Source organism: Lutibacter sp., assembly GCF_013139515.1.
GTDB lineage: Bacteria > Bacteroidota > Bacteroidia > Flavobacteriales > Flavobacteriaceae > Lutibacter.
Genome location: NZ_WTAR01000081.1, coordinates 1 through 23,517 on the forward strand (window position 1 = coordinate 1; position 23,517 = coordinate 23,517).

The window sequence follows — 23,517 nt, forward strand, 5'->3', positions numbered from 1 at the left end:
TTTACATCACGTGTATAACTATCAATAGAGTTTTTTGCCAAGCCTTTTTCTATTTTTAAATAGAATTGATAATCTTGTAATAATTTTAACCATTTCATTTTTATAAAAGTACATATTTATGTTAAAAAAATGAATAATTATTAATATTATTTAAATTGTAAATATTACATTTGGTACTTAATTTAAATTAAAAATTATTATGAAGAAAATGATGTTAACTGCATTAGTTGCAGTAATTACTATGGTGAGTGTTAATGCTCAAGAAAATATTGTAAAATTTAACCCTTTGGCTTTGGTTGTTGGAAGTCTAGAACTAGGTTATGAGACTACTATTACAGATAAAAGTTCTATTCAAGTTGATTTAGGGTATGTTAATTTTGATTCTTCAGGTTTAGACTACACAGGATTTGGTGCAGGTCTTCAATATAGAATGTATTTACAGGAAAAGGATGTATTAGTAGGTTGGTTTGCGGGTCCATATGCAAGTTATGCTTCTTCTAAAGCTGATGATTTAAAAGTTTCGGTATTAAGTGGAGGAGCTGTTGTTGGATATCAATGGAATTGGAACCCAATTACTCTAGATCTTTACGGTGGACCAGGTTATTTTAGTATAGATGCAGATGAACAAGATTTCGATTTCGGTTTTGATGGTTTTGGTTTAAAACTTGGATTTTCTATAGGTTACTCTTTTTAAGTAAAAAAAAATAAACAAAAAAAGGAAGCAATTTGCTTCCTTTTTTTATGCCTAAAAATTATTTACTTTTACTAAATGAAAAAAATACTCATTTTAAACGGTCCAAATTTAAATTTACTAGGAAGACGTGAACCTTCAGTTTACGGTAATTTAACATTCGAGGAATTTTTTGATTCATTAAAAAATAAATATTCCGATATAGATTTGCATTATTTTCAAAGTAATATTGAAGGAGAATTGATTGATAAATTGCACGAAGTAGGTTTTAGTTTTGATGGTGTTATTTTAAATGCAGGTGCTTATACACATACATCAATAGGAATTGGAGATGCTATAAAAGGTGTAGATACACCTGTTATTGAAGTTCATATTTCTAATGTTCATGCGCGTGAAGAATTTCGTCATACATCCTACATTGCACCAAATGCAAAAGGTGTTATTTCAGGTTTTGGTTTGCAAAGTTATGAGTTGGCTTTGAAAAGTTTTTTGTAGTTTTAAAGAACTAAAATTTCTCAAAAACTCCTAATCCAAATAGTGAAAAGTCATATTTTACAGGGTCGTATTTGTCCATTTTTTGTAAGTTTTTATCTAATTCAGCCAATGCTTTTGTATCGTTTTGTTTTCTAGTAAGCAATCCCAATTTACGAGCCACATTTCCAGAATGCACATCTAAAGGACAAGATAATAGAGCAGGAGAGAGACTTTTCCAAATACCAAAATCTACTCCGGTTTTATCATTTCTAATTATCTAGCCTAAAAAAATATTAATTCGTTTAATTAAGATGGTGTAATACATTCCATAGCTTACCTCAACAGATGTAACACTATAGATGATGGTAGATAAAATGAAGTCTGCGCTGATGAAAATCATCTTTTTAGATGATTTTCATCAGCGCAGACTCTTAACATAAGAGTTAACTTTAAGATGAATTATAAAATAATAATGATGAGCAAGTTTAAACTAATTATAGCTATTAGTATTTTTGGGTTTGTTTGGATTTCATTAGCACTAATCGGATGTGCAACCACAGCAACAAATATAAAGACTGCTAAAAAATTGAGTCAGGTAGAAAAGGAAAGTTCAATTGTATATGGCCAGATTAAATGGTTAGAACATGGGGAAGAGAAAAATATTGGAAAAAAGTTTTTAGGTATGTCAGTCACACCTCATTTAATAAAGATAGAAGATAAAATCCGAATTATTGGAGAAGTTAGCGATGGAGGGCAATTTGTATGGTCTTTAGAGCCTGGCAAATACTTTATCTTTAAGATGCAATATCAAGACCCATGGTCAGGGAACTACTTTGTTGTTCCAAAGGTGGCTTTTGATGTTCCAAGAAATGGAAAGATTTATTATATAGGGATGCTCAAATGTGAATTTGAACCTAAGAGGAATTTAATAGGTATGGTATCTGGTGGAGTTGAGTTTTCCATACTGGATGAAGATGATATATATATATCCAATTTTCAGGAAAGGTTCAGTATTACGGCAAATGAAATTGAGAAATCATTAATGATTCATGACTCACGTCTTCCTAGAGCAATTGAAACAACTAAAGAATTTAATCTTGCAGTAAGTATAATTAATGCACTATTTTTAGGTCTATAGTATTAAGCTTTTTTAATAATTATAAATTGTTAGTTTTTAATACTTATTTTTTGAGCTATCCAAGCCATTGGAATATAAGCTAATAAAAGATCAAAAGTTATAAACCACGTTGGCGTAGGTAACATAAATGTATTAAGTATTCCTCCAATTAAAAAGAACATACCAATAAGTAAAGCAAGTTTAGATTTATAGGTTGATGCTACAATAACAGTTATTAAAGCGCCTATAAAAGTTCCTATTGCATGTGCTAAGAAAGGGAAAATAAAATGTTTTGGTTGAAAGAGATGTATAGATTCTTTTAACCCTTCCATTGTGGTTACATCAGCACCGTTTGGTGGTGATATAATTGAGCCACTTATCATAACTATTCCCATATTTACAATACTTCCAATAACTAAACCTAAAATTACGGCTAAAATGTTTTTGGCAATTGTTTTCATAATTAACTATAGATTAATTTAATCTGTTAAATTTAAATAATTTATTTATAAGTTATGATTTTTTCTTAAGCGTAGCTATTATAATTCCAGAAAGTATGAATAATAAACTATATAAATGATTCATTCCAATGTCTTCACCTAAAAATATATAAGCTAGAAAACCGCTAAAAAGTGGTAAAGTATAGTAAATCATTCCTGCGTTTATTGCTCCAATTTTTACAATAGCTTTGTTCCATAAAATATAAGCTGTTAATGATGCAAAAATACCAACGTACAAAATTGAAAACATGGTTTTTGATTCAAATTGAATAGGAGGTGAGTTTAAAGTTTCCCAAATAAAGAATGGGAGCATAAAAACAAGACCTAAAATAAAAGTGCTTAATTGAAATCCAGAAACACTTAATTCAGTAGGTTTTTTTCGAAGTAAAATGCTGTAAAATGCAAAAATAATAGCAGCCAATAGCATCCAAATATCACCAATTGCAAATGATAAACTTAAGAGTTTTGAAAGTTCTCCTTTTGTAATTAACAGTACAACACCTACTAAAACAAGTAGAATTCCCATTGCTTTATTTACGGTAATTGCTTCTTTATAAAAGATACGAGAAAGAATAACTATAAATATAGGAAATGTAATTGAAATTAATGAAAGGTTTATAGCAGTAGTTGTATGACCAGCAAAATAAATTAATGTATTAAAAATTGTAACTCCTAAAAATGAAACTATTGAAAGGTACAGCCAATTTGTTTTTAGAATTTTCCATTCTGTGATTATTTTTTTATAAGCAAACGGAGTTAAAACTAATACAGCTACAACCCACCTCCAAAATGCCAAGCTAATTGGTGGAATGCTTTCATTTAAATCTCTTGCAATAATAAAATTACCAGACCAAATTGCTGTTGCACCTAGAGCAAATAAATAACCAAAAACTAAGGATTTATTATTTTTCAAATTAATGTTTCAATTTTTTTAATAACTTCTGAAATTGGAGTTTCAAAATTAAACCAGTTAATTGCAGTGTCTTTTTTATTCCAAGTTACTTGTCGCTTTGCAAATCGGCGTGTGTTTTTTTTAATTTCTTCAATGGCAAACTCTAACGTACAATTTCCATCAAAATATTGAAATAACTCTCTGTATCCGACTGTTTGTAAGGCGTTTAAATTTTTGTTTTTGTGTAAATTTTTCACTTCTTCTAACAGGCCTTCTTCTAACATTATATCAACTCGCTGATTTATACGATTGTACATTAGTTCTCTGTTAGTAGTTAAACCAATTTTAATAGGAATAAAGTTTCGTATTGCTTTTGGCTTGTTTTTATATTCTGAATAAGTTTTACCAGTTCCAATGCAAATTTCTAACGCTCTAATTAATCGGTGTGGATTATCAATTTCAATTGAATTAAAAGATTGACTATCTAATTCTTTTAATTTATTTTGAAGAGATTCAATGCCTTCACTTTGAAGTTGTGAATTTAAGTTTTCTCTTATTTCGGGTTTAACTTCAGGAAAATAATCTAAACCATTAATTACAGCATTTGTATATAAACCACTTCCGCCAACTATAATTACAATATTATTTTTAGAAAATAATTCTTCTAATTTTTGCAATGCATCTTTTTCAAATTGACCAACACTGTAATCTTCAAAAATACTTCTGTTTTGAATAAAATGATGTGGTGCAGCCGCTAACTCATCCTGTGTAGGAACTGCAGTACCAATATTCATTTCTTTATAAAATTGACGAGAATCGCTTGAAATAATTTCAGCTTTAAAATGTTGTGCTAATTGTATGCTTAAAGCTGTTTTTCCTATTGCAGTAGCACCAACAATAGTAATTAAATAGTTATTCATTGTGTAATTTTTTACCACACTTATAACAAAATTCTGCGTTATCAATATGTTTATCATGAGAGCAGTTAGAACAACTTTGAGTATTGGTATTTATGTTGCGGTCTTGTTTTGTCATTTCAGACGTTACAATACCTGTTGGTACAGCAATAATTCCATAACCTAAAATCATAACAATACTGGCAATAAACTGACCAAATGGAGTATGAGGTGCTAAATCTCCATACCCAACAGTTGTAAGTGTTACAATTGCCCAATACATACTGTGTGGTATATTTGTAAATCCATTTTCAGGTCCTTCAATTAAATACATTATCGTTCCAAGTATTATGGTAAGAACTATGACACTAAATAAAAAAACAAATATTTTTATTCTACTTTCTTTTAGTGCTTTCATTAAATTCATGGATGCACCTAAATAGCGTGTAAGTTTAAGTATTCTAAATACTCTAAGTAAGCGTAATGCGCGTAAAGCAATTAAAGCATGTGTGCCTACAAAAATGAAAGATAAGTACTTTGGTACTGTTGCTAAAAAGTCAATAACACCATAAAAACTAAAAATATATTTTGAAGGTTTTTTTATTGTAATAATACGTGCAATGTATTCTATTGAAAATAAAATGGTGATAACCCATTCAGAAATATTTAAAAAATTATGATACTTTGCATCAAAACTTTCTACACTCTCTAACATTACCAATAAAATACTTACTAAAATTGTAAGTATTAAAATAATGTCGAACCATTTTCCTTCTTTTGTATCGGCTTCATAAATTATTTCATGAAGTTTTGATTTCCAATTTGATAACTTATTTTTTGCTCCCAATTATTAATTTTTTCAGTTTAAAGGTAATTTAGTTGTAGTGATTTATGAAATAATTAATTTCATGTTACTAATATAATAAATACTTTGAGTAATGAATAATTAAATTTAGAATATACTAATAGCATAATTGTTAATTACCTTTAACGTTATTTTTCTTTTTCTAAGCTTCTTTTAAGTACAATTGGTGTTTTTTGAGATTTTATAACTTGATTATACAATATTTTAAGCGTTTCGTATTCTGAGTTATAAAAAATAGGTTTGTTAATTTTAAATGTACTGTTAAGAGTTATTTTAGAATCATTAATTTTTTGAGTAATTAATTTAAAGCTTCCACTGTTTTCAGGTAATGTTAACGCTTTTGATTTTGGAAATGAATTGATTGTGTAACCTTCAGCTACTTCAAGTGAGAAATTTACAATGTATTTTCTTTTAAACCCATAATCAACAGGATATAATCTATTTTCTAATTTAAACGGATTCGTTTTAATTTGTTCAGATAAAAATGGATTTAAATAATAATTAGTAAAACTTTCTTCATTTTCAATTAAAATTTCAAGAGTTTCTATTACTGGCTTATCAATATCATTTTTTGAACTTAATTTATAATTAACTATTTCTAGATTGTTAAATTGAGTTTCAAATTCACTTATTATATCATCATCATTTTTATTTAACATTTTTTTTCTTCTAAGAAGTGCATCATATCCAAAACTAGCTTTTCTAATTTTTCCAGTTATGGTACCGTCGTTATTCAATTTTAAGCTAGCACTTAACTGAGTTTTCGAATTATTCTCAGGCACTATATCAAGCCAATAGCTTGGTTCTTTAAAATTCATAACTCTACCGTAGCCATTAAGGCACCTAGTTGGTAATAACCCAAAAGGAACTAATTTATCTGTAGCATCTAATAAATAGGTCTTATTATTAATAGTTGTCTTCACAATAAGGGAATTAAAGTCTGACATAACAGGGTATAGTTTTGTTGGAGAGCCATTATTTCGTGTAGAAATTAACATTAATTCAGCATTTATACCTAAAGCTTTTAATGAGTTTATTAGAGAAATATTTATCTCTCCAACATTTCCTAATGTAGTTTCAAAAGCTTTTTTACAGTTAATATCACTGAATATACCTTCCTGTTCTTTTAATGTATAATGATTTTGAATGAAATTATAAACTGCTTTTGCTTTTTCTAAATTAGTGCTTAAGATTTTTATTTCTGAAGGAATTTTTTCTTCAAAATTTTTATATTTTTTTATTTGTCCACCAATATTTTCATTAGTTTTAAAATTTTTATCTACATCTTTCCAAGTACTTGTGTATTTAACTTTAGTACCATTTACACGTTGATATTCAGATAGTTCAAATTTTATTTTTGAAATAAAATTATGTTTATTGGTTATATATTCTTCTTCAATAAAGGCGGGAATATTTTCAATTGCATAAGTAACAACTTCACAACTTGAAGCTCTTTCAAAATGAGATATAATAAAGCAGTTTTTCTTTACTTCTGAAGTATTTGTTTTTAATTTTAAATATCCAGAGAGTTTTCTATTAAAAACATAATTCCCAGGAATTGAAGCTTTAAATTGGCTAAATTTTGTTGGTATTCCAGATTGAAACACCCAGCTAATTAAGTTAAACCGTATAGGTGTTATAACTGTGTATTCAACTTCAATTACACTACCATCTTTTAAGTTTGGCATTGTAAATGTAACTTCTCTTTTATTTTTATTAATTCTTTTTTCGTAAATAAGTTCTTCACTTAAATGAGTTTTTTTACCATTATTATGTGTAATGGCTTTGATATCTTTTATAACTGATTTATTACTAAGTGGTATTGTATATGTTGCGTATTTAAAATCTTCTTTATTAAAAAATTTAATTTTTTGATAATATGTTGTACTAACTCTTCTGTATTTTATTCCAGCCTCTTCATCAATTATATTTACAAATGATGTTGTGCCTAAATCAATTAAAACAACAGCATTAGCTGTTGAATCTAGTTTATATTTATTTAAATTAAGTTCTTCATTTGTAGGTGAACCAAATACATATTCAGCATTATTTTGAGCATAAAAATTAAACGCAATTATTAAAAGCATTAGATTTAAAAGTTTCTTCATAATCATTTTTTTTGAATAGCTATTGGTGTTTTTTGTGATTTGATAATGTGTTTAAATAAATTTTTAAGTGAATGATATTCTAAATTGGAATATATTGGTTTATTAATTTCAACAGTACTGTTTAAAGTAAATCTTGAATTTTCATGATTTTTTGTGATAATATTAAACGTGCCACCATTTTGAATAAGAACGAAAGCTTTAGACTCTGGATATGTCTCAATTTTATAATTTTCAGGAAGCTCTAATGAAAAATTGATAGCATTTTTAAATGGAAATCCAAAATTTACGGGATATAGTCTATTTTCTTGTTTAAAAGGATTTTCTTTATGTTGTGTTGTAAAAAAAGGACTTAAATATAATTTATCAAAGTTATTAATATCTTCAATTTCAACTTCAAATGTTTCTATTACGGGTTTATATATGTCAGTTTTATTTTCAATAGTATAATCAATAACTTCTAAATTATTAAAACTGCTCTCAAATTCATTAGCAATATCTTCTTTGCTTTTACCTACTATTTCTTCTCTTCTTAAAAGGGCATTATACCCTAAGCTTACTTTTCTCAATTTTCCATTTATAATTCCATTTTTATTAAGTTTTAAGCTTGCATAAAATTGTGTTTTAGAATTTTTTATTGGAACAATATTAAACCAATAACTTTCATTTTCAAAATCCATAACTCTTCCATAACTGTTAAGGCATTTAAATGGAAGTATACCAAAAGGAGTTAGTTTACTAGTTGCATCTAATAAATAGGAAGTAGCACCAATATTTACTTTTGCAATAACATAATTAAATTCAGATATTATTGGGTAAACCTTGGTTGGTGTACCATTATCACGTGTAGAAATCAACATTAATTCAGCATTTAAACCTGCAGCTTTTAATGCATTTATTAAAGAAATATTAATTTCACGAACATCACCAATTTTATTTTTATAAGCTTTTCTAATATCTACATAATTAAACATGCCGTTTCTTTCATTCCAAGTATAATGGTTTTGGATGAAGCTATAAATTAATTTTGCTTTTTCTAAATCTGAATTCAATAATTTTAATTGTGAAGGGAGTTTATTTTCAAAAAAAGCCATTTTTTTCAACTGCTTTCCAATATCTTTATCTTTTTTAAATCTATGATCTACATCTTTCCAAGTTGTTGTATAGTTTCTAACAAAGCCATCAAAACGTTTAAGCTTAGATAACTGAAATTCTACCATTGATATAAAATTATCTTTATCAGTCATATATTCCTCTTCAACAAATGCAGGGATATTTTCCATGGCATAAGTAACAACTTCACAACTTGCAGGATTTGAATAACCAGGTACAACTAGGCAAATTTTTTCAATTGTTGTTGTGTTTACGCTTAATTTTTGGAAACCATTTAACATTCTATTATATACAAAATTTAATGGAATGTACGCTTTGTATTGGCTATATATTGTTGGTATTGTAGATTGAAATTTCCAACTTTTTAAATTGTATTCTAGCCTTGGTGTCTCAACAGTATATTCAACTTCTATAATACTGCCTTCTTTTAAATTTGGCATTGCAAAGCTTACTGTTCTTAGATTTTTAGTTATTTTTTTTTCAAAAATTTGTGTTTTACTTAGGTTTGTTTTTGAAGAATTGTTGTGAGTAATACCTTTAATATTAATTATATTATCTTTTGAGGTGTCATCATTATATAAATTAATTTCAAATGTTGCTTGGTCAAAACCTTCTTTATTAAAAAATTTAACTTTTTTATAATACGTTGTACTAATTATAACTTTTTTGTATTTGTATTTAAACTCTGTTGTGCCAGATTCATATAAAATTACTGCATTAGCAGTTGAGTCTAATTTATAGGTTTTTAGGTTTAGTTCGTCAATAGTGGGTTCACCAAATGTGTAGTTGATTTGCTCTTGAGAATTAGTATTAATGGATAAAAGAAAGGTGATTAGTATAGCAATTTTCTTCATAGATTATTTTCTTTCAAAAACGTATTAATTTTTCCACAGTATTTTTTTGCAAGTATTTTTTTATAATATTTCTGTTGTAAAAAGAATTTTCCATAGGTGATATTAAAGTTCTTAAAACTTCAATATTGTTAATTTGGTAACTTAAATCAGCATAGCAAAAACCTTTAAATTCGTTATTTTCAATTAATAAAACCGATTTTTCTCCAATTGTTCTACCTTTATCAATAACCAATAAATTTTCGTTACTAAATTCAATACTAGTTACTTTTGTATTATCTTTAAAATTAAAAGGAGGGTTGTTTATTTTAACTTCTTCAGTATATTTTAGTTGTGCAATAAGTTCATTTCCAGTTTCTTCATAAGTAACCGTAATTACATTTTTTTGTAAAACCTTTGCTTTTTTTGAAGTGCGTAAAAATAATTGATTTACTGTTTTTTTAATATTTTTTCCTTTTCCTATATAAAGAATTTTACGTGTATTGTTATGAATATAAAATAAGCCTGTTTGTGAAGGTAATTCATCTAAAATTGACAATAATTTTGGAGCCAATGTTCTAGAGTTTTCAATTTTAATGGCTTGTTTTACAATTTCTTTGTCAACATCTTTATTCAGTAATAGTTTAAAAAGTTGAACGGTTGCAATGGCATCTCCATCAGCTCTGTGGCGACTAGAAACGGGAATTCCTACAGATCTGCATAACCTTCCTAATTTGTAGGAATCTAAGTTGGGTATTAATTTTTTACTTAATTCAACTGTACACAGCGTTTTTCTTTCAAATTTATAACCTAAACGTCTAAACTCAGTAGTTAAAATCCGATTGTCAAAGTTTGCATTATGAGCAACCAAAACACATTCTTCAGTAATTTCAACAATGCGTTTAGCAACTTCATGAAATTTAGGAGCATTTACAAGCATTCCGCTATTAATGCCGGTTAAATTAACTACAAAAGGCTGAATTTCTCTTTCAGGGTTTACCAAACTTATAAATTGATCTACTATTTGATGACCATCAAATTTGTAAATAGCAATTTCTGTAATACCTTCTTCATTAAATTTACCACCGGTTGTTTCTATGTCTAAAATTGCGTACAAATTATGTGTAGTTTCTTGTTCCAAAAATTGAGCTTCCAACTCTAATCATAGTACTTCCTTCTTCAATGGCTATTTTATAATCGCCGCTCATTCCCATGGAAATAATTGATGGATTAAAATTAAAAGTTTTATAGTCTTGAAATGTACTAAAAATATTTTGAAGTGTTTTAAATTCAGTTCTTATTATTGAAGAGTCTTCTGTAAAACTTGCCATTCCCATAAACCCTTTAATATGTATGTTTTTTAATGAAGTAAATTCTTCAGAAGTTAAAATATGTTCAATATCTAATTTAGATAGGCCAAATTTTGTATCTTCTTTTGCTATTTTTAATTGAAGTAAGCAATTTATAACTCTTTCATGTTTTAAGGCTTGTTTATTTATTTCTTTCAAAGTTTTAAAACTATCTACACCGTGAATTAAATGTACAAAACTAGCCATATATTTCACTTTGTTACTTTGTAAATGACCAATCATATGCCACTGAATATCCTTTGGAAGTGTTTCATGTTTTTCAACCATTTCCTGAATTTTATTTTCACCAAAAGCTCTTTGTCCAGCTTCGTAAGCCTCTAAAATTGCTGAAGTAGGTTTGGTTTTAGAAACTGCAATTAATGAAACATACGACGGAAGTGTGCTATTTATATGTTGTAAATTATTTTTTATACTCACTAATAATCGTTTAATTTATTAATAACTAATCCTGAACGTAATTTAGGTTCAAACCACGTTACTTTTGGCGGCATAATGTTACCAGTGTCTGCAATATGCATTAATTGATTCATACTTACAGGAAATAAGGCAAATGCTACTGCCATTTCACCAACATCTACACGTTTACTTAATTCTTTTAAACCTCTTATTCCTCCAACAAAATCAATACGGGTGTCAGTTCTTAAATCTTTAATATTTAGTATAGGTTCTAAAATATATTTTGAAAGCACACTTACATCTAAACTATCTATCGGATTGTCGTCATTATAAGTTGGTTTGTTAGCTGATAAACCATACCATTTCCCATCTAAATACATAGAGAAATCATGTAGTTTTTCAGGTTTTAAAACAGATTCGCTAACTTGTGTTATTCCAAAGTTTTCGTTTATTTTTTTTAAAAATTCAGCAGTGTTTAAACCATTCAAATCTTTTACAACTCTATTGTAATCAATTATTTGAAGTTGTGTGTCAGGAAAATGAACAGCCATAAAATAGTTATAAGGCTCATTCCCCGTATGATTTGGGTTTTTTCGGCTAAATTCTTTACTCATACTCGCAGCTGCAGCAGTTCTATGATGCCCGTCAGCAACATACGTATAAGGTACTTTCTCGTTAAAAAGGTGTTCTATAGTTTTGTTAGTTACAGCATCTTTAATAATCCAAAAATGATGACCAAAACCATCTTCTGATGTAAAATCATATTCTGGTGCATTGTTAATTACAATTGAAGAAACAATGGCATCAATCTCAGGCACTGCTCTATATGTGAAAAATACAGGTTCAATATTAGCTTCTAAATGTCTTGTTAATATTTTACGATCTTCTTCTTTATCAGGCCTTGTTAACTCATGTTTTTTAATTTTCCCATTTAAATAGTCTTCACAAGCTGCATCTCCAACAATACCGTATTGTGTTTTACCATTCATGGTTTGAGCATAAATATAGTAATGTGCGTCTGTGTCTTGTACTAAAAAGCCTTTCTCCTGAAATTTTTTAAAATTTTCTTTTGCTTTTGAATACACTTTTTCATCGTGTGAATCTATACCTTCTTCATTATTAAATTCAACTTCAGCACGTGTAATTCTTAATAATGATGCTTCTTTACCATCCACCATTTTAGCTGCTTCTTTAGAGTTCATAACATCGTAAGGTAAACAAGCTACTTCTTCTACTTTATTTTTAGGAGGTCTTAGTCCTTTAAAGGGTTTAATTATTGCCATAATTTTTATTTAAAGTATTGAATTTTAGGAATTCAAAGTTACGTATTTTACAATTTTATTAAACAAAAAAAGACTGTTAATTTAACAGCCTTTTTAATTTTATGTATGAAAACTAAATTAGCTTAAAATTTCAATTATTTGCGATGCTAATTCTGTACCAATTCTATCTTGTGCTTCACCTGTTGCAGCTCCAATATGTGGAGTTAATGAAAGACTAGGATTCATTAATAATTGAATTTCTGGTGTAGGTTCATTTTCAAATACATCTAATGCACCACCTAATATTTGTCCATCTTCTATGGCTTTTATTAAAGCAACTTCATCAATTACACCACCACGTGCTGCATTTACAACAAATGCACTGTTTTTCATTAGCTCAAATTCTTTTGTTGAAATTACATATTCATTTTGAGCTGGTACATGTAAAGAAATAAAATCTGACTGTTGTAAAACTTCTTCTTTGGTTATAGTATTAATGCTAAAGAATAGTGTTTGATGATCAAAAAACTCAAGTTCTATATTTGCAGCATCTAAAAATGGATCAAAAGCTACAATATTCATTCCTAAACCTAGGGCAACTTTAGCAGTTGCTTGTCCAATTCTACCAAAACCTATAAGTCCAAGTGTTTTTCCTTTTAATTCAATTCCTTTAGCATACGACTTTTTAAATTGTTTAAATTTAGAATCTCCTTCTAAAGGCATATTTCTATTTGAATCGTGTAAAAAACGAGCCATTCCAAATAAGTGAGCAAAAACTAATTCAGCAACAGAATGTGAAGATGCTGCAGGAGTGTTTATAACACTAAGTCCTTTACTTTTTGCATAGTCAACATCAATATTATCCATTCCAACACCACCACGTCCAATAATTTTTAATGATGAACAATTGTCAATAATATCTTTTCTAACTTTAGTAGCACTTCTAACAAGTAGCACTGAAATTTCATTATTGTTTATATAGGTAACTAGTTGGTCTTGTGCCACAGTTGTTAAATCTACTTCAAAACCTGCTTTTTCAAGAGTAATAACACCACTATTTGCTATTCCATCATTTGCTAATACTTTCATTTTCTTATTTTTTAATTATGCTAATTGTTTTTCTAATTGTTGCATAGCATTTACTAATACTTGCACACTCTCAATAGACATTGCGTTATAGATACTTGCGCGGTAACCACCAACAGATCTGTGACCTTTTAATCCGCTAATACTTGCTGCATCACAAAGTGCATTAAATGCGTCTTTGTGAGTTTCAATAGTTAGATTGAAAGTAACATTCATTAAAGAACGATCTTCAACTTCTGCAAAACCTTTGAAATGTGGATTTCTATCTATTTCAGCATACAACGCTGCTGCTTTTTCATTATTTAATTTTTCAATTGCTGAAACTCCTCCCAAGTTTTTTAACCATTGCAATGTTAGCATTGATGTGTAAACAGCAAATACAGGCGGTGTATTAAACATACTGTCTTTACTAATGTGAGTTTGATAATCAAGCATTGATGGAATTGCACGACCAGTTTCACCTAAAATTTCATCTTTAACAATGACTAAGGTTGTACCTGCAGGTCCCATATTTTTTTGAGCACCAGCATAAACTAAATCAAATTTCGAAAAGTCTAAAACACGTGAAAAAATATCTGAACTCATATCGCAAACCAATAAACTTTCACCTTTTGGAAACTCTTTAAACTGAGTTCCATAAATGGTATTGTTTGATGTATAATGCACGTAATCTGCATTTGTAGGAATTGTATAATTTTTAGGAATATAATTATATATTTTATCTTTAGATGATGCTATAACGTCTACTTCGCCTAAAAATTTGGCTTCTTTAAGCGCTTTTGCACTCCAAGCACCGGAATCTATATATGCAGCTTTTCCGTCAACTTTTAAAAGGTTGTATGCTGTCATTAAAAATTCTAAACTTGCACCACCTTGTAAAAAAAGTACTGAGTAGCCTTCAGGAAGATTTAATAGCTCTTTAACTAGTTTTTTTGAAGTCTCCATAACTTCAATAAATTCTTTACTTCTATGCGATATTTCAATTAAGGATAAACCAATACCATTAAAGTTGTTTACAGCTTCCGAAGCCTTTTTTAAAACTTCTTGAGGTAAAATACTTGGACCTGCACTAAAATTATGTTTTTTCATGTCTTTTTAGTAAGAATTTGTATGAACAGCAAATTTCGGAAAAAAAGAAATAAAGCATGCGTATTTATTGAAAAAATGTGTTATATATTTAACAAAAAGTCTAGAGTGTCAATGCCATCAGCGTAGTCCCACAATTTAGGGTTTTGGGTTTGGCCTAATTTCACAAAATTTACATCGTTTTCGTTACATGCAACACATTGAATTTTATCTTTTTCTATCGCTAATTTTTCTGTTAAATTATTAAAAGAGTCATAATGTTCATAAAATAATGTTGCGATTGGTGAAGCAAAACTTTCATCTTCTTTTAGCATAATAAAACCATTTTCTTGTAACTTAAATAAGCTCATGAGGTAAACCGCCTTATTATAATCGTAGTTATTTTCGTATTTTTTGTAGTTAATAATGTCTTTAAATTTATAGAGTGCATTAAAAAGTGATTCAAAATTATAATTTTTAGGAACAAAAATTTTGGAAACACTTCTACAACCTAATCCAAAATATTGAAAAATATCCTCACCTAAACCTTCTAATTCTTCTTGGGTTTCTTTTCCAGTTAAAATGGCTACAGAATTTCTATTATTTCTAATAATATTAGGGTATTTTCCAAAATAATGCTCAAAATAACGTGCGGTATTATTACTTCCTGTAGCAATAACAGCATCAAAATTGGTTAATTTTTTTTCAGTAAAAGTTATTTTATTTTTGAATTCAGGATTGTAATGTTCTAAAAATTTAGCAATTAATGGTAAAAAGTGTTTATCGTTTGAAGATTGCTTCGCAATCACATTATGACCACTAATTAAAACCGATAAAAAATCATGAAAACCAACTAATGGAATATTTCCTGCCATAATTATGGCAACTGTTTTAGGTTCTTTATTTGAATTAAATGTATAATTTGAAGTCCATTTATTCAGGTTCTCTAAAGTTAAAGCTTCAGCCCAACTTTCAAAAGCATTTAACACATTTGGTTTATTAAACCAACCATTAAATTCATGAGCTTTGTTAATTTGCATTTCAAAAGCTTCAAAAAATAAGGAGTTGAACTCAGAGTTATCAATTTTCTCAATTTTAGTCGTATTAAATTGCTTTAAAAACTCACCAAGTTTGGCTAACGCTTCTATTCTTTGGGCTAAATTCATTCTATATTAAATTTTATATTTGCAAAAATAATCTAAATAATAGTATGGCAATAAAAATAACCGATGAATGTATTAATTGTGGAGCTTGTGAACCAGAATGCCCAAATAATGCTATTTATGAAGCTGCTGAAGATTGGAAATATTCAGATGGTACAACGCTTTCAGGAAATATAGTTTTACCAAATGGGAAAAAGGTTGCTGCAGATGACACCCAAGAACCTATTGATGATGAAGTTTATTATATTGTTGCAGATAAATGTACTGAATGCAAAGGATTTCATGACGAGCCACAATGTGCAGCAGTTTGCCCTGTAGATTGTTGTGTGCCTGATGATGAGCATAATGAAACAGAAGAGCAATTACTATCTAAACAACAATTTTTACATAAATAATATTAGCAAAACCTTTGTATAGTATTAATAAAACTAAATACTATATTTGCACCGCAAAATTTTTTAAATATGAAGGCAGGAATTGTAGGATTACCAAATGTTGGAAAATCAACGTTATTTAATTGTTTATCAAATGCAAAGGCGCAAAGTGCAAACTTTCCGTTTTGTACTATTGAACCAAATATTGGTGTTGTAAACGTACCAGATAGCAGAGTTACAAAATTAGAAGAATTGGTAAATCCAGAACGTGTGCAAATGGCAACAGTTGATATTGTTGATATTGCAGGTTTAGTTCGTGGAGCAAGTAAAGGAGAAGGTTTAGGAAATCAGTTTTTAGCTAATATTAGAGAAACAGATGCTATTATTCATGTAATTCGTTGTTTTGATAACGATAATATTATACACGTTGATACGACCATTGATCCTATTAGAGATAAAGAAACTATTGATTTTGAATTGCAGTTAAAAGATTTAGAAACGTTAGATAAAAAACTTGAAAAAGTTAAAAAAACTGCAAGAACTGGTAATAAAGAAGCTCAAAAAGAATTTGAAGTTTTAGAAAAAGCAAAAAACGGTTTAGAAGCTGCTAATTCAGTTAGAGCAATTGATTTTACTGAAAAAGAGCGTGAAGAGTATATAGCACCATTACAATTAATAACAGACAAGCCAGTTTTGTATGTTTGTAATGTTGATGAAAATTCAGCAGTTACAGGAAATGACTATGTAAACTCTATAAAAGAAGCTGTAAAAGATGAAAATGCTGAAGTAATAGTATTAGCAGTTGGTACAGAAGCTGATATTACAGAGCTAGATTCTTTTGAAGAACGTCAGTTATTTTTAGAAGATTTAGGTTTAAAAGAGCCAGGAGCATCTGTATTAATTAGAGCAGCGTATAAGTTACTAAATCAGCAAACATATTTTACAGCTGGAGTTAAAGAAGTTAGAGCTTGGACTATTAATGTTGGAGATACTGCACCACAAGCAGCAGGAGTTATTCATACCGATTTTGAAAAAGGATTTATTAGAGCTGAAGTTATTGCTTATGAAGATTTTGTTTCTTACGGAAGCGAAGCTAAAGTGAAAGAAGCTGGAAAAATGAGAGTTGAAGGAAAAGAATACATTGTAAAAGATGGCGATGTGATGCATTTTAGATTTAATGTATAATTCGTATTTCATATTAAAATTAAAAATCGCCTTAAAAAAGGCGATTTTTTTTTGGAAATCTAAAAATTAGTTATTTCCATTACTTTCTAAACCAAAATAGTAATTACCTGTTATTGTTGAATTAGTTATACCAGCAGAAGCAATCATAGAAGCACCAAAGCTAATATCAACAGTATAAAAATCAGTATCAATATTTGCAGATCTAGTTGAAATAAAATAAGTGTCTTCATCACAACTTAAAGTGGTGCTATAATAATCAGGAACAAATGTTGGTATAAAATTATTTAAATTTACTGAGGTACTACTTGCTAATAATGAAATTGGATCAATTTCAATAATGAATAAAGATGGCCCCGAATATGAATACTGAATAGCGTTCAATTTACCAATAGCATCATTATATTCTAAACCGTAATATTCGTAAATAGCACCAGGTAAAGGAGTTGTAAAAAGACTAGTACCACTTGTTAAATCAAAGCTGAATATATCATTTCCAGATATTACATACACCATATCATTATGATCAGTTGCTACAGAAATAAGTTGTAAAAATAATACTTCCATACCTGAAGAAACTGAATATCCTGATATTGTCATAGTTGGAGTAGTAGCTATAGTACCAGTATTTATGTTAAGGACTTCAAATAAACCGATTGTTCCAGTTGGAGAAGGAGTTCCAGTTACGTTTACACCTATGATGTAATATTTTCCTAATGTACTTATATACGTAATTCCATTATATTTCCAGTTGATAAGGTCTCCAGTTAAACTAACATTGTTAAATGTTGCATTTGAATTTATATTTATAAATTCTTTACTTTGATAATTGTAATAATGATAATTTTCATTGTCAAAATTATAAGTAGAAGTGCTTGAATTATTAATAGCAACTCCTAATCCACCAGTTACAATTGTTCCTGTTGCTGCCCAAGCAAGTGTTTCATCTGCCCCATTTGAATTTAAATCTGTAAGTCCAGTATAAGGATCTGTAGTTGATAATGAATAAATTTGAGCATTATCACAAACATTTGGTGCAGGAGTAGCTGGGTCATCAGCTTCACAACTTAAAAATGGAATACTTAATAAAAGGACTGTTGATATTCTAATAATTGAATTTCTCATAATAAATAATTATAGTTTATATATCTATAAATACAAGAAGTTAGTTTTTGTTACCTTATTTGTATAAACTAGTTTATTGAAAGTCTGTTAATAACTATTTTAACAGACTTTTTTTTATATTTTAAGTCAAAATAGTACTTTAGCAACTCTTCAAGAATTTTTATATAATTTAATGGCAGAACAAACAAAGTATACTGAGGACAATATCCGATCACTCGACTGGAAAGAGCATATTAGAATGCGGCCAGGAATGTACATTGGTAAATTAGGTGATGGATCTTCACCTGATGATGGAATTTATATTCTTATAAAAGAAGTTCTAGACAATTCAATTGACGAGTATGTAATGGGCGCTGGGAAAACCATTGAAGTAGCTGTTAAAGATGAAACGGTTACAATTCGTGATTATGGTCGTGGTATTCCGTTAGGAAAAGTAGTTGATGTTGTTTCTAAAATGAATACAGGTGGAAAGTATGATTCTAAAGCATTTAAAAAATCGGTAGGTTTAAATGGAGTTGGTACAAAAGCGGTGAATGCTTTGTCATCTTATTTTAAAGTACAATCTATTAGAGATAATAAAACGGCAATTGCAGAATTCTCAGCAGGAAATATTACGTTAAACGAAAAACCACAAGAATCTTCACAACGTAAAGGAACTAAAGTAACTTTCATTCCAGACAAAGAAATTTTTTCAAAATTTAAATATAGAAATGAATACATTGTAAAAATGATTAAAAACTATGTGTATTTAAACACAGGGTTAACAATTGTTTTTAATGGTGAAAAATATTTTTCAGAAAATGGTTTAAAAGATTTATTAGAAGAAAATATTGCTGATGAATTTATGCTATTTCCTATAATTCACTTAAAAGCTGAAGATATTGAAGTAGCAATTACATACAGCAAAGCACAATATAGTGAAGAATATCATTCATTTGTAAATGGACAACATACAACGCAAGGAGGAACACATCAAAACGCATTTAGAGAAGCTATTGTAAAAACAATACGCGATTATTTTGGTAAAAATTATGAAGCTTCAGATATACGTAAATCCATTGTTTCTGCAATTAGTGTAAAAGTAATGGAACCTATTTTTGAAAGTCAAACAAAAACTAAATTAGGATCTACTGAAATGGGTGGTGGTTTACCAACCGTTCGTACATTTATCACCGATTTTGTGAAAACAAATTTGGATAATTATTTGCATAAAAACCCAGATACTGCTGAAAAAATTCAAAAGAAAATTTTACAAGCCGAAAAAGAACGAAAAGATTTATCTGGAATTCGGAAGTTAGCGCGTGAACGTGCAAAAAAATCGAATTTACACAATAAAAAATTACGCGATTGTCGGGTTCATTTAAATGATCTTAAAAAAGAGAATCGTTTAGAAAGTTCCTTATTCATTACAGAGGGAGATTCAGCAAGTGGATCAATTACAAAGTCTAGAAATGTAAATACGCAAGCAGTTTTTAGTTTAAAAGGGAAACCTTTAAACTCATATAATATGAGCAAAAAAATTGTGTATGAAAATGAAGAGTTTAATTTATTGCAAGCAGCTTTAAATATTGAAGATGGATTGGAAAACCTTCGTTATAATAATATTGTTATTGCAACCGATGCCGATGTTGATGGAATGCACATACGTTTGTTATTAATAACATTTTTCTTACAGTTTTTTCCAGAATTAATTAAAGAAGGACATTTATATATTTTAGAGACGCCTTTGTTTAGAGTTAGAGATAAAAAGCAAACTTTTTATTGTTATTCTGAAGATGAACGGAAAGATGCAATTAGTAAATTAAAAGGAAAACCAGAAATTACACGATTTAAAGGTTTAGGTGAAATTTCACCAGATGAATTTGTTCATTTTATAGGTGAAGATATTCGTTTAGACCCTGTAATGTTAGATAAAGAAACGTCAATTGATAAATTATTAGAGTTCTATATGGGAAAAAACACACCAGACAGACAAAAATTTATCATTGAAAATTTAAAAGTTGAATTAGATATTGTAGAAGAAGTCTAAAATGCAAGAAGAAGAAAACAACGAAGAATTAAACGAGGAGTTTGGAAACCAAGAAACCATTACCAAGGTAACGGGAATGTATAAAGATTGGTTTTTAGATTACGCCTCTTATGTTATTTTAGAGCGTGCTGTACCAGGTATTAGAGATGGTTTTAAACCAGTGCAACGCAGAATTTTACATTCAATGAAAGATTTGGATGATGGTCGTTACAACAAAGTAGCGAACATTGTTGGTCATACCATGCAATATCACCCACACGGTGATGCTTCAATTGCTGATGCGATGGTTCAAATTGGACAAAAAGAATTGCTAATTGATATGCAGGGAAACTGGGGTAATATTTTAACCGGTGATCGTGCAGCTGCTTCTCGTTATATTGAAGCGCGTTTATCAAAATTTGCGTTAGATGTTGTTTTCAATCCAAAAACTACCAATTGGCAAGCTTCTTATGATGGAAGAAGAAAAGAACCTATAGATTTACCTGTGAAGTTTCCAATGTTGTTGGCACAAGGAGCTGAAGGAATTGCAGTTGGGCTTTCAACTAAAATTTTACCACATAATTTTAAAGAATTAATTGACGCTTCAATAAAACATTTAAGAGGAAAGAGTTTTACATTAATACCAGATTTTGTAACCGGAGGTATTGCTGATGTTTCTAACTATAATGAAGGGAAACGTGGTGGAAAAATTAGAGTAAGAGCTAAAATTTCTCAACTAGATAAAAAAACATTGGTAATTACCGAAATTCCTTTTGGAACAACTACAACAACACTCATAGATTCTATTCTTAAGGCCAATGAAAAGGGGAAAATTAAAATAAAGAAAATAGAAGACAATACAGCAGCCAATGTTGAAATTTTAGTGCATTTACCTTCTGGTATTTCACCAGATAAAACCATTGATGCTTTATACGCATTTACAAATTGCGAAAACTCAATTTCGCCATTATGTTGTGTTATTGAAGATAATAAACCGGTTTTTATAGGTGTTTCTGAAATTTTAAGATTGTCTACAAACCTTACAGTTGAATTATTAAAGCAAGAGTTAGAAATTCAATTAAACGAGTTAGAAGAACAATGGCATTTTGCTTCATTAGAACGTATTTTTATTGAAAATAGAATTTATCGCGATATTGAAGAAGAAGAAACTTGGGCAGGTGTAATTAAAGCTATTGATAAAGGGTTAAAACCTCATATAAAACATTTAAAACGTGCAATTACTGAAGAAGATATTGTTCGTTTAACAGAAATTAGAATTAAAAAAATATCAAAATTTGATATTGATAAAGCAAAGCAATTTATTGAAAGTTTAGAAGATAAAATTGCTGTTGTAAAAAATCATTTAGCAAATTTAATAGATTTTGCAATTGATTATTTCAAGAATCTAAAAACCAAATACGGCAAAGGCAAAGAACGTAAAACTGAAATCCGTTTGTTTGATGATATTGTGGCTACAAAAGTAGTCATGCGTAATACAAAATTGTATGTAAATAGGGAAGAAGGTTTTGTTGGAACTTCTTTAAAACGTGATGAATACGTTGATGATTGTGCTGATATTGATGATGTAATTGTATTTAGAAAAGACGGTGTAATGTTGATTACAAAAGTAGATGCAAAAACGTTTGTAGGGAAAGATATTCTTCATATTGCGGTATTTAAAAAGAGCGATAAACGTACCGTTTATAATATGATTTACCGTGATGGAAGAAGTGGTCCTAGTTATATGAAACGCTTTAACGTAACAGGTGTAACTCGTGATAAAGAATATAATTTAACGGCTGGAAGTAAAGCCTCAATTGTTCAATATTTTACAGCAAACCCTAATGGTGAAGCTGAAACTATTACTATAAATTTACGAGCAGTTGGAAGTGTTAAAAAATTGAAATGGGATATAGATTTTTCAGATTTAGCAATTAAAGGAAGAGGCGTAAAGGGAAATACGGTTACGAAATTTTCAATTAAAAAAATCGAACTTAAATCAGAAGGAGTTTCTACATTAAAACCTCGTAAAATTTGGTTTGATGATGTTGTACAACGTTTAAACGTTGATGGTAGAGGTGATTTATTAGGTGAATTTAAAGGTGAAGATAGGTTGTTGATTATCAGCCAGAAAGGATTTGTTAAAACTGTAAAACCTGAGTTAACAACACATTTTGATAGTGATATGATTGTGTTGGAGAAATGGACACCAGAAAAACCAATTTCAGCTATTTATTTTGATGGAGATAAAGAAAAATATTTTGTGAAAAGGTTTATGATTGACAATCCTAATAAAGAAGAAATCTTTATTTCTGAACATCCAAAATCGCATTTAGAAATTATAACAACAGATTATAGGCCTATGGCTGAGGTTGTATTTTCAAAAAGAAGTTTAGAAGCTATTGAAGTAAATTTTGAAGAATTTATAGCTATTAAAGGAATTAAAGCATTGGGTAATCAATTGACTACTGATAAAATAAAGCAAGTAAATATGCTAGAGGATTTACCATATGAACCTCCTGTAATTGAGGAAGTTGAAGTGAATGACGAAGAAGTGGTTGATAATGGTTCAATAACTTCTGATGAAAAAAATGAAGGAAATGATGATGATGGTCAAACAGCGTTGTTTTAAATCAATTGGTAATTAGTATTTTAGTCTAAGTAGCGTAAGTAATTTGATTCAAAATTGTTCACGCGATTATTTGCTTGGTATTGAAATAAGTACATGAATTTTCATAGTTAATAAGCAATTTTTATCCTTTTTATAAATACGCAATATGTGTTATAGTATAAGATAACGAACATAATCATAGAATTATTGAATAAATAGTAATATTTTCACCCAAAATTTTATTAAAACTAACTAAATGAAGAAAAAATTACTCAAAAACAACATTAGAAATTTGCGTTTTTTTAAATCAAAGTTAATAAGTACACTATTTGTAGTACTTATTTTTTTGACACAAAATTTAATGGCGCAAGAAGCTAACAGCAATGAAAACC

20 protein-coding genes and 1 pseudogene are annotated in these 23,517 nt (G+C 28.9%); 7 read left to right on the forward strand and 14 right to left on the reverse strand.

The genetic code is table 11. The features are described from left to right. Positions 1-199: 199 nt before the first annotated feature. Positions 200-694 carry a DUF3575 domain-containing protein gene (locus GQ540_RS07790; RefSeq protein ID WP_291799764.1) on the forward strand — a complete coding sequence of 165 codons (495 nt, stop codon included), beginning with the start codon at positions 200-202 and terminating at the stop codon, positions 692-694. A 75-nt stretch (positions 695-769) separates the two neighbouring features. Continuing rightward, entirely contained in the window at positions 770-1,186 is a 417-nt protein-coding gene (aroQ, locus tag GQ540_RS07795; RefSeq protein ID WP_291799766.1) for a type II 3-dehydroquinate dehydratase, read from the forward strand. A 10-nt stretch (positions 1,187-1,196) separates the two neighbouring features. Here aroQ and GQ540_RS07800 read toward each other — a convergent pair. Beyond that, positions 1,197-1,469: pseudogene (locus GQ540_RS07800) on the reverse strand (DUF2400 family protein); the annotation flags it as partial. Positions 1,470-1,619: 150 nt separating this feature from the next. Between GQ540_RS07800 and GQ540_RS07805 the strand changes: the two are divergent. After that, positions 1,620-2,303, forward strand: a complete 684-nt coding sequence (locus GQ540_RS07805) for a hypothetical protein (RefSeq protein ID WP_291799768.1) — start codon at positions 1,620-1,622, stop codon at positions 2,301-2,303. Positions 2,304-2,332: 29 nt separating this feature from the next. Here GQ540_RS07805 and GQ540_RS07810 read toward each other — a convergent pair whose 3' ends face one another. The 12 genes from GQ540_RS07810 to GQ540_RS07865 all read right to left on the reverse strand — a co-directional run bounded on the left by GQ540_RS07810 (position 2,333) and on the right by GQ540_RS07865 (position 15,828). Continuing rightward, on the reverse strand, positions 2,333-2,743 hold the full coding sequence (locus tag GQ540_RS07810) for a hypothetical protein (RefSeq protein WP_291799770.1): 411 nt from the start codon (positions 2,741-2,743) through the stop codon (positions 2,333-2,335). A 52-nt stretch (positions 2,744-2,795) separates the two neighbouring features. Continuing rightward, entirely contained in the window at positions 2,796-3,695 is a 900-nt protein-coding gene (locus GQ540_RS07815) for a DMT family transporter (RefSeq protein ID WP_291799772.1), read from the reverse strand. Beyond that, positions 3,692-4,594, reverse strand: coding sequence for a tRNA (adenosine(37)-N6)-dimethylallyltransferase MiaA (gene miaA, locus GQ540_RS07820; RefSeq protein ID WP_291799774.1), 903 nt, complete (start codon positions 4,592-4,594; stop codon positions 3,692-3,694). The genes GQ540_RS07815 and miaA overlap by 4 nt, the downstream gene beginning before the upstream one ends. After that, positions 4,587-5,417 carry an ion transporter gene (locus GQ540_RS07825; protein WP_291799776.1) on the reverse strand — a complete coding sequence of 277 codons (831 nt, stop codon included), beginning with the start codon at positions 5,415-5,417 and terminating at the stop codon, positions 4,587-4,589. Before GQ540_RS07825 ends, miaA begins: the two co-directional genes overlap by 8 nt. A 146-nt stretch (positions 5,418-5,563) precedes the next feature. Beyond that, complete coding sequence (locus GQ540_RS07830) at positions 5,564-7,543, reverse strand: hypothetical protein (RefSeq protein ID WP_291799778.1); 1,980 nt, start codon at positions 7,541-7,543, stop codon at positions 5,564-5,566. Between the two features lie 2 nt (positions 7,544-7,545). Beyond that, complete coding sequence (locus GQ540_RS07835) at positions 7,546-9,507, reverse strand: DUF3857 domain-containing protein (protein WP_291799780.1); 1,962 nt, start codon at positions 9,505-9,507, stop codon at positions 7,546-7,548. Positions 9,508-9,520: 13 nt separating this feature from the next. Then, entirely contained in the window at positions 9,521-10,600 is a 1,080-nt protein-coding gene (locus GQ540_RS07840) for an exonuclease domain-containing protein (RefSeq protein ID WP_291799803.1), read from the reverse strand. A gap of 1 nt (position 10,601) precedes the next feature. Further along, on the reverse strand, positions 10,602-11,270 hold the full coding sequence (locus GQ540_RS07845; RefSeq protein ID WP_291799782.1) for a YggS family pyridoxal phosphate-dependent enzyme: 669 nt from the start codon (positions 11,268-11,270) through the stop codon (positions 10,602-10,604). After that, on the reverse strand, positions 11,270-12,532 hold the full coding sequence (locus GQ540_RS07850) for a DUF1015 family protein (protein ID WP_291799785.1): 1,263 nt from the start codon (positions 12,530-12,532) through the stop codon (positions 11,270-11,272). The genes GQ540_RS07845 and GQ540_RS07850 overlap by 1 nt, the downstream gene beginning before the upstream one ends. Before the next feature lie 117 nt (positions 12,533-12,649). After that, on the reverse strand, positions 12,650-13,600 hold the full coding sequence (locus GQ540_RS07855; RefSeq protein WP_291799786.1) for a D-2-hydroxyacid dehydrogenase: 951 nt from the start codon (positions 13,598-13,600) through the stop codon (positions 12,650-12,652). 15 nt (positions 13,601-13,615) lie between these two features. Next, complete coding sequence (gene serC, locus GQ540_RS07860) at positions 13,616-14,686, reverse strand: 3-phosphoserine/phosphohydroxythreonine transaminase (protein WP_291799788.1); 1,071 nt, start codon at positions 14,684-14,686, stop codon at positions 13,616-13,618. Between the two features lie 80 nt (positions 14,687-14,766). Then, positions 14,767-15,828 carry an acyl-CoA reductase gene (locus tag GQ540_RS07865; RefSeq protein ID WP_291799790.1) on the reverse strand — a complete coding sequence of 354 codons (1,062 nt, stop codon included), beginning with the start codon at positions 15,826-15,828 and terminating at the stop codon, positions 14,767-14,769. Between the two features lie 44 nt (positions 15,829-15,872). Here GQ540_RS07865 and GQ540_RS07870 point away from each other — a divergent pair, with 44 nt between their 5' ends. Further along, the gene (locus tag GQ540_RS07870; RefSeq protein ID WP_291799793.1) at positions 15,873-16,220 is read left to right on the forward strand and encodes a 4Fe-4S dicluster domain-containing protein; all 348 of its coding nucleotides are present in this window, start codon (positions 15,873-15,875) and stop codon (positions 16,218-16,220) included. Between the two features lie 69 nt (positions 16,221-16,289). Further along, positions 16,290-17,384: a redox-regulated ATPase YchF gene (ychF, locus tag GQ540_RS07875; protein ID WP_291799795.1), complete on the forward strand. Its 1,095-nt coding sequence runs from the start codon at positions 16,290-16,292 to the stop codon at positions 17,382-17,384. Between the two features lie 66 nt (positions 17,385-17,450). Here ychF and GQ540_RS07880 read toward each other — a convergent pair whose 3' ends face one another. Then, complete coding sequence (locus GQ540_RS07880) at positions 17,451-18,506, reverse strand: hypothetical protein (protein WP_291799797.1); 1,056 nt, start codon at positions 18,504-18,506, stop codon at positions 17,451-17,453. A 172-nt stretch (positions 18,507-18,678) separates the two neighbouring features. On the opposite strand from GQ540_RS07880, the gene GQ540_RS07885 reads away from it, so the two are divergent. Both GQ540_RS07885 and GQ540_RS07890 read left to right on the forward strand, forming a co-directional pair. Continuing rightward, the gene (locus GQ540_RS07885) at positions 18,679-20,535 is read left to right on the forward strand and encodes a DNA topoisomerase IV subunit B (RefSeq protein ID WP_291799798.1); all 1,857 of its coding nucleotides are present in this window, start codon (positions 18,679-18,681) and stop codon (positions 20,533-20,535) included. A 1-nt stretch (position 20,536) separates the two neighbouring features. Beyond that, on the forward strand, positions 20,537-23,146 hold the full coding sequence (locus GQ540_RS07890) for a DNA gyrase/topoisomerase IV subunit A (protein WP_291799801.1): 2,610 nt from the start codon (positions 20,537-20,539) through the stop codon (positions 23,144-23,146). Positions 23,147-23,517 lie beyond the last annotated feature (371 nt).